The organism is Mangrovibacterium sp. (assembly GCF_059905295.1).
This window is the reverse complement of record NZ_JBZQJF010000212.1, coordinates 1-7,960: the sequence shown is the minus strand read 5'-3', so window position 1 is coordinate 7,960 and position 7,960 is coordinate 1. Positions and strand designations below refer to the sequence as shown.

The following is a 7,960-nucleotide window of genomic DNA, read 5'->3' as shown; positions in this document are numbered from 1 at the left end:
TGATCCGATGATCAGCATACTGCCACCTGTTCCGGCAGTATAAGCCAGAAATTCCCAAAAAGCACCATCCTGTACGAAGGCTGCCATATAACCTGTGGTTCCGGCTTCGGCAATAGGGTACATACCCATAGCTCCGGCTACTAACGGAACGTTGTCGACAATTGACGAAAGGATACCAATTGCTAAATCGATTAGGAAGATATTACCCAGATGTTGATCTAAGACCTGTGAAAGCAAGTGCAAATGTCCGGCAGATTGCAACGCAGCAACCGCTGAAAGGATTCCTAAAAAGAACAAAATTGTTGGTACATCTACTTTCCGTAATACGGCAGTAACCCTCAGTCTGTGCTTGATTTCATCATCCTTGTCTTTATGCAGAATTTCAGAAATTACCCAGATTATTCCCAGTGAAAGCAACATCCCCATGTATGGAGGTAGGTGAGTCGTCGTTTTGAAAACCGGTACAAATAAGAGTCCTGCAACCCCGAGAATCAACATTAGTATCTGTTCTCTTGGGGTTGTTAAGCCTTTTTCCTCATCTTCGATTACAGGGCGAGAGACATTCCCTTTCATGGTAAAACTTAGTATTGCTAATGGTACTACCATACAAATAATACTGGGAAGCAGTACGCCCTCTACAATTTTAGCCGCTGTAACTTGCTCTCCAATCCACAGCATGATTGTTGTAACGTCGCCAATTGGTGACCAAGCACCACCGGCATTTGCAGCCAAAACAACCATACTGGCAAAAAACCACCGGGTTTGTTTGTCATCGATCAGCTTACGTAAAAGGGCTACTAAAACAATCGTTGTTGTCAGGTTATCCAGAAGGGCTGACATGAAGAAAGTCAGGAAACTAAGAATCCATAATAGTTTTACTTTGTTGGTTGTTCTTATTCGATCGGTAATTGTTTTGAAACCATTGTGTTGGTCCACCATTTCAACAATCGTCATGGCTCCCAGCAAGAAGAAAAGTATTTCGGCGATCTCGCCTAAATGATAAATGATTTCGTATTCAACAATAAATTCGTGCGCTGCCTGAATGGTCAGCCAAATGCCATGTTCCTTAGAAAACTCCTCCCATGCCGGACTAAAGCCGAGTGAGAAAATTTCCTTGGCACCAATGATGTAAACGACCCAACATAAAGTTCCAATGATTAGAGCAGACGCCGCTTTGTCTACTTTTAACGGGTGTTCCAGAGCAATTGCAAAATAGCCCAAAACAAACACCACAACCATAAATACAAACATACTCTAGAGATTTTGGTTAATTTAACTGAGTTTAATATTTCAATTCAAAGATATAAGAACCTAGCTCATATGCTATGATTTTAGAAACAAAACAAGTGTAAAAGTGACATAATGCTAGTTTTTTCTTACTTTTTCTTGTGGAAAAGTTTTAAGAATTTTTGCCACAACTCCTTAAATGTATCGTAATTTTCCCGATAACTCAATCCAATGCCTTGTTTGTAGGGAGAGGTTTCGTAAATAATGTTGTTATTCGAATGGTTGTAGGCTTTAAGCTGTAGTTTACCGTTATTCGTCAGTTTAACATTTACATCAAAATCGCCGATAAAACTGCTATTGCTGTTGCTGGTCGTTGTTCCTGTTTGATTGGTATTGTTGCTAATGTTGCCGTTTATCGTCACCCGGTCGTTAAAGAACTGGGTACTCAGGGCAAGCTCGATTTCGTCGTCGGTAATTTGGTTGCCGGGACGATAGTTTACGCCAATATCAAAGTCGTTACTAATTTGCGATAACCAGTTACTAAGTTGGTTAGAGAATAATTCACTGGCAGTCGTACCAACCAGGTTCGGGTTTTGAGCCTCATAGCTGCCGCGTAAATATTCCGGTGTGTAGAATCGTCCCATGACGAGTAGCGAAAGAATTTGCTTATTCATATCCTCATCGGTACTCATAAATTGTTTGACTTCTTCTTTAATCCGGTCTTCCGTCGATGGAAATTCAATATTAAAAGCAATGTCCGGGCTGTTTAGGTTATTCTTTAAGGAGATGCGGCAAACAACCGGAACCCGCTGTGTATAATCGACATTATCCGTAGAATTGACGAATAACTCATTCAATGATGCTTTGAGTCGGTAAATTGCGTTAATATCAATGTTGGCATCGTACGGATCGCCATTCCACTGTATTTTCCCGCCCTGTTCTATTTCGAACCGTTTGTTAATAACATTCTTTAGTGTAAACAGATAATCACCCCGGTCAACAATATAATCACCGAATAACTGGATGTTGAAGTCCGGATCAATTTTGAGCTGAAGATTGCCGTTCCCCTGTGCCCGAATAACATCGCCTATGCTGGAGTTATAAACCAATTGGAAACGGGCCTCCGGCGTCAGGGTTAAGTTGAAATTCATGTTTACCGAAGATTTATCCTCCGGGTTATGGACGAAAATGGATTTTTCTTCTTCGGATTTGTGGCTGACAAAACGAAGAAAATCATACTCCTGTGCTTCTTCTTCATAATCGAGTGCGATATTTAAGGCCGTTTGGCTTAAGGAGCGGGCGTTGCCGTCAATAAAGACATTTACGCCATGTCCGGTGATTTTTACAAGCCCGTTTGCATAGGCTTTCCCATAAAACTGTGGATTAATCTGGGCTGTTGTATTGATAACCTGTAAATCATTCGACCGAATGCTAAGGTTGTAATCCATGTTGGAAAAGTTATCATGGCGGATTGATCCGTTAAAAATTCCTGTATGTCCTTCAAAATCATGAATGGTGATATTGTCGAAAATCAAGGAATCACCACGGAATTTTACTGTGTCTGTAAAATAATAGCTCACCTGCAGATATTTTAAAGCCAGCCCGGCGTTGGTTCCCAGGATGTCGCCATACATTAGCACTTTGTCTAAGCCGCCTTTTAATTTCAACTCTCCGGTTGCATTCCCATGTATATTCTGAAAGCTATCGCCCATAACTGTATTCAGTAAAGCCAGGGAGAGCCCGTCAGCATCAATAGTAAAATCAAGGCTATCGTTTGACGGGAAATAGCTACCATACCCATAGAGCGTTTGGCGCGTTTCGTTTTCAACAATCAACTCCGACTGGATAGACTGAGAAGGGCGGTCCCATTTGCTCAACAGTGAAATGTTGCCCGCCGAAATGTCATTGTACCGAAAATCGTTGAGCTTAACATCCGACAGAAAGAGGGGCCGCTTATATAAGTCGATGAAACTGATCGTTCCGTCAAGTGTTCCGCTTAGCTTGTTTTCACTATTGGTTAATAGGTTTAAGTTATCCAGTTTGAACTGGTTAATTCTCATATCAACTTTGTCATCTTCGTTGTTGGAGACAACTCCGTTGAATGAAATAAACTGATTTTTATTGGACAGCATCAGGTTATCGATTTCAATTCGACTTGAATCGATTGCAATAGCTGCCGGGCTTATTTGCCAGAGGGTGTCGGCGACATAAATCTTACTTGGATCAATGCGGATGTCGACATGTTTTTGCCCATCCGGTTTCTGGCTAAAGGAGATATTCGATTCCACAGCTCCGCTGTAGGTTAGCACATCGTAATTGTTCCATACAAACTTGGTTTGCATCTCGTCATCTTTAGCCGAAGCCAGTAAAGCCAGGTTGTACAACTGTTCCTGATCTGCATAATTAAGTTCGTCGGCCCGGCTTTTGAATTCCAGCTTTTCTCCGCTGTGTACGGAAAGTGAATAACCCTTAACGGCCAGATTCTTGTACTGTACACTCGAGATCTCCGAATACAGGTCAATCTTGTTTTGAACCTCATTAATTGTTCCGGTGAGGTAGCCGTTGCTCATTCGCAACTGCGGATAGAAAATCCGTAAAACCGGTTCCATATCTTTAATTTCAGCATCTACTGAAAAGTTATTTTTCCCGCTGGTCTCCACATATGTTGTGTTGCTGGAAGGAAGAAAGCTATGGACCACATTTTCCAAGCTTTGCGGAAGCTGATTAAACTGGTATGTTCCATCAACTGCAATGTCCAAAAAATCGGAATTTAATTTTAATGAATTTTGGTTGCCAGAGCTTGTTTGAACTGATAGGCTATTCAAAAGAACTGTGTCTTGGTCGTAAATATAACTTCCATCATCAACAGCAATTAGACCCTTTATCTCATCAATATTATTACCTGTGAAGTTGGCATTGATGTGCATCGATAAATCTGATTTTTCGTGCTTATTATCCAGATTCAGTGCCCTTAGGTTCGCTTTGTTTAGCAGGAGCTGAAAGTCGTAGGCCGAGGAATCTTTGTCGGTATTGATTTTACCGCTAAAAGAACAATTCAGGTTGGGATCGTCAATCGACACTTTCCCTTCAAATTTATGATCTTGCATTAAGCCATCTAAGAGGATGCTTTTGTATTTGTAATTGTAAACCGAGATACTGTCAATTTTCCCGTTGACGGCAGCATTATAGGCCTCTTTTGAGGGATTGTAGCTTCCATCTACCTGACCGGCAAAGGTGAGTTTCCCCAATTGCTTCGTTTGCGTTAGTTTCCCAATGTCGAAATTAATAGTTCGAATGTGTCCTTTAATGTCGATCTGTTGATGGTCGCTATCTTCGGGTTTAAAAGACAGGTCGGTGTCAATTCGGCCAAATGCCGACCGGACTGTTCCATAAGCTACAAAGTCGTTCAAAAAGCCGGTAAAATTACCGTTATAGCGGATAACGCCAGCTTCATTTAAAATTGATGTAATATCCGGGTTTTCAGCGATCGTGCTGTTCGATTGTATGAGGCCTGAAATATCTTTGAAATCAACGGACGAATTAGCCAAATCAACTTGTATGAATGTGTTTTTCAAATCGGGAAGCCCGTTGAGATAAAAGTTACAGTTGATTGCTGTTGATTGACTGGCTTTCAGGCTCAGGTTTCGTCCTTTTAATTCGTTTATTTTCCCGAAAAGGTGCCCGGAAAACTCAAAATTTTGGTTCGTGGTTTTCAGTTCAGGTATAAAATTCCCCAGGTCTGCCAGGTTGATGATTGAACTTTCCAATTTCAGATCAATGCTGGTGTTGCTGAAATCATCTCCCGCCTTAAGTGCTCGTTGGTCCAAAAGTAAGTTAGCCTTCGAGATGGTCGACTTGTTCGTTCTTGCTTGAATGTTTGTGATTTTTATCCATCTTTTCTTCGACGTAAAATCAGCTCTTAAATCTTCCAGCTTTAGTAATTTATTATCATCAAGGTTCAGGTGATTTATGCGGAAGTAAATGGAATCTTTTTCAAGTGCTATATTGGATACGTCGAGATGAATGTTTCTCAAATCGATTAATTTACGGTCATTTTGACGATAATAGGAATAACCAACCTGTGCTTTGTCGAACAGGAAATTTTGACAAGTTATACCCCAGGCTGTCGAGTCTTTTTTTGCGGAGGACTTTCGGAGATGATCCAGTAAAAAACTATAATTGGGCAGATGATTTTCGTCGGTTGAGATGAAAAATTTCGTTCCCAGTAGACTTACCGATGACAAATTGAGTGTTCTTTTATTGAAGTTCAGCACATCGATATTGGCAATTAAATCGTCGATAAAGAGAAGGGTATCTTTATGCTGATCTTCTATATAAACTTCTTTTAATACAACTTTATTGAAAAAAGAGATGTCAACACGCTTTATACTAACCTTGGTCTCCAGCTCCCGGCTAAGCTTTTCTGTGATTTTATGAACGACAAAAGTTTGAACAACACTGGTTTGGAATGCCAGATAAGTTGAAAGAAGGAGCAGTAATAATACTCCGATAAACCAAACTGTTATTTTGAGTGTTTTTTTAATAATTTTGTCCCCTTATTTAGACGCAAAATAAACTAAAATCGGCGGATTCTTAAGTCCCTCAGGTGAAGTTTTGTGCTAAAAATGTACCAAAAAATTATGGATCAGAAAAAGGATATAATAATACTCGGAATTGAATCATCCTGTGATGATACTTCTGCTGCCGTATTAAAGAATGGCTATCTGTTGTCGAATGTTATTGCCAGTCAGAAAGTTCACGAAGCTTATGGCGGTGTTGTTCCCGAGTTGGCATCGCGTGCACACCAGCAAAATATCGTTCCTGTGGTCGATCAGGCGATCAAACAAGCCGGTATCGATCGAAAAGAAATATCGGCTGTAGCCTTTACTCGTGGACCTGGTTTGTTGGGCTCGCTGCTTGTTGGGACTTCATTTGCGAAAGGTTACGCATTGGCTGCCGGCATTCCGATGATTGAGATTAACCACTTGCAAGGGCATGTTTTAGCTCATTTTTTGAAAGAAGAGGGTGCTGAAAATCGTTCGCCTGAATTTCCGCATTTGTGTTTATTGGTGAGTGGGGGAAATTCGCAGATTATCCTGGTTAAAGATCACCTTGAGATGGAAGTTATTGGCCAAACGATTGACGATGCTGCTGGCGAGGCTTTCGATAAGTGTGCCAAAGTGATGGGGATGCCTTATCCGGGTGGTCCGCTGATTGATAAACTGGCCAAAGAAGGAAATCCGGATGCCTTTCAGTTTGCAAAACCGCAAATTAAGGATCTTGATTATAGTTTTAGCGGATTGAAAACAAGCTTTCTTTATTTTCTGCGTGACCAATTGAAGGAGAATGAAAACTTCATTGAAGAGAATAAAGCGGATTTGTGTGCTTCATTACAAAGGACGATTATCGATATTTTGATGAAGAAGCTGATTAAAGCCTGCAAAGAAACAGGTATACGCGAAGTGACCGTTGCTGGCGGGGTTTCGGCAAATTCCGGTTTGCAAAATGCCCTGCGTTTAGAGGCAAAGAAACGCCACTGGAACCTCTTTATTCCGAAGTTTGCTTTTACCATGGATAATGCTGCCATGATTGCGATGACCGGTCATTACAAATACCTGAAAGGTGAGTTTATAGGTCAGGAGGCCGTTCCTTTCGCACGAATGAACATCAAAGAATAATAAGCTGTTCTCTTTTTTCAGTTTTTGAATTTGTGATTTGAAGCTGAAGACTAAAATTATCTAAAGCAAACGAAAATGGAGAAACATAAAATTCGGGTGGTCCTTGTAACCGGATTTTTAGGTGCCGGGAAAACAACTTTCATCAACGAAGTAATTAAAAATCACCAGCATTTGAAGTTGGCCCTGGTCGAAAATGAGTTTGGTGAAAAGTCGATCGATCCGGATCTAATTGTGGGGATGCGTGCCGAGAATATCTTCGATTTAAGTAACGGTTGTATCTGCTGTACTATTTCAAACGAATTTTCGCTAACCTTGCTCGATCTGGCAGATAAAGCTGGTGAACTGGATTTCCTGTTGATTGAAACAACAGGTATTGCCGACCTGGCTAATGTTATTCGTCCTTTTTTCGACGATGATGATTTGAGGGAGCGTTTTGAACTTCAGGGCAGCATTTGTCTGGTGGATGCCCAAAATTTCGAGAAACAATTGGTGACTAATGAACAGCAGATGCAGGTGATTTTAAGTGATCTGCTGATTGTAAATAAAACAAGCGAAATCGACGCGAAGGGCTTGTCTTCATTGGAAAGACAGTTGTTAGCCTATAACAATTCGGCGCTGCTTTCGCACACGGATTTTGGCGTTTTATCTGATTTTTCACTGGAGGAATTTAGCGAAAAGGTGAGTGGTCGAATTGAAGAAAAACTTTTGCAACCCGTGATGTTTCGCCTGGTTGAATCGAAGAAATACAGCACTTTCACCCATCAGTTTACAGGTTTTATCGATTTGGACCGGTTTAAATACTGGTTTAACTATTATGCAGCCATTAATCAGCGGGAAATCTACCGGGTCAAGGGAATTTTAAGTGCTCAAAATTCTCCTTTTAAAACGATTGTCCAGGCTGTTGGCGGAGCTGTTTCTTATATGGATGGATCTTTCATGGAACCTGGCGAAGAGCCTGTCAATACGCTGGTTTTTATCGGAAGCGATATCGATCACGAACGTGTTGTTTACGAGCTAACGCATTATTTGGAAAATGAGTAGAACCATATTTCCCC

General features: G+C 41.0%; 4 protein-coding genes. 2 read left to right on the top strand and 2 right to left on the bottom strand.

The features are described 5' to 3' along the window. A partial coding sequence (gene nhaD / locus AC37HE_RS11160; protein ID WP_500782922.1) for a sodium:proton antiporter NhaD occupies window positions 1–1,251 on the bottom strand: 1,251 nt, incomplete at its 3' end. 125 nt (window positions 1,252–1,376) lie between these two features. Beyond that, window positions 1,377–5,471 (bottom strand): translocation/assembly module TamB domain-containing protein, encoded by a 4,095-nt coding sequence (locus AC37HE_RS11155; protein WP_500782921.1) that lies wholly within the window; start codon window positions 5,469–5,471, stop codon window positions 1,377–1,379. A gap of 396 nt (window positions 5,472–5,867) precedes the next feature. Between AC37HE_RS11155 and tsaD the strand changes: the two genes are divergently transcribed. Both tsaD and AC37HE_RS11145 read left to right on the top strand, forming a co-directional pair. Next, the gene (tsaD, locus tag AC37HE_RS11150; RefSeq protein ID WP_500782920.1) at window positions 5,868–6,905 is read left to right on the top strand and encodes a tRNA (adenosine(37)-N6)-threonylcarbamoyltransferase complex transferase subunit TsaD; all 1,038 of its coding nucleotides are present in this window, start codon (window positions 5,868–5,870) and stop codon (window positions 6,903–6,905) included. 75 nt (window positions 6,906–6,980) lie between these two features. Next, complete coding sequence (locus AC37HE_RS11145) at window positions 6,981–7,946, top strand: CobW family GTP-binding protein (protein ID WP_500782919.1); 966 nt, start codon at window positions 6,981–6,983, stop codon at window positions 7,944–7,946. Window positions 7,947–7,960 lie beyond the last annotated feature (14 nt).

Coding starts and splice junctions, on each gene's coding strand:
- tsaD (WP_500782920.1), top strand. CDS start 5,868: ATGGATCAGAAAAAGGATATAATAATACTCGGAATTGAATCATCCTGT.
- AC37HE_RS11145 (WP_500782919.1), top strand. CDS start 6,981: ATGGAGAAACATAAAATTCGGGTGGTCCTTGTAACCGGATTTTTAGGT.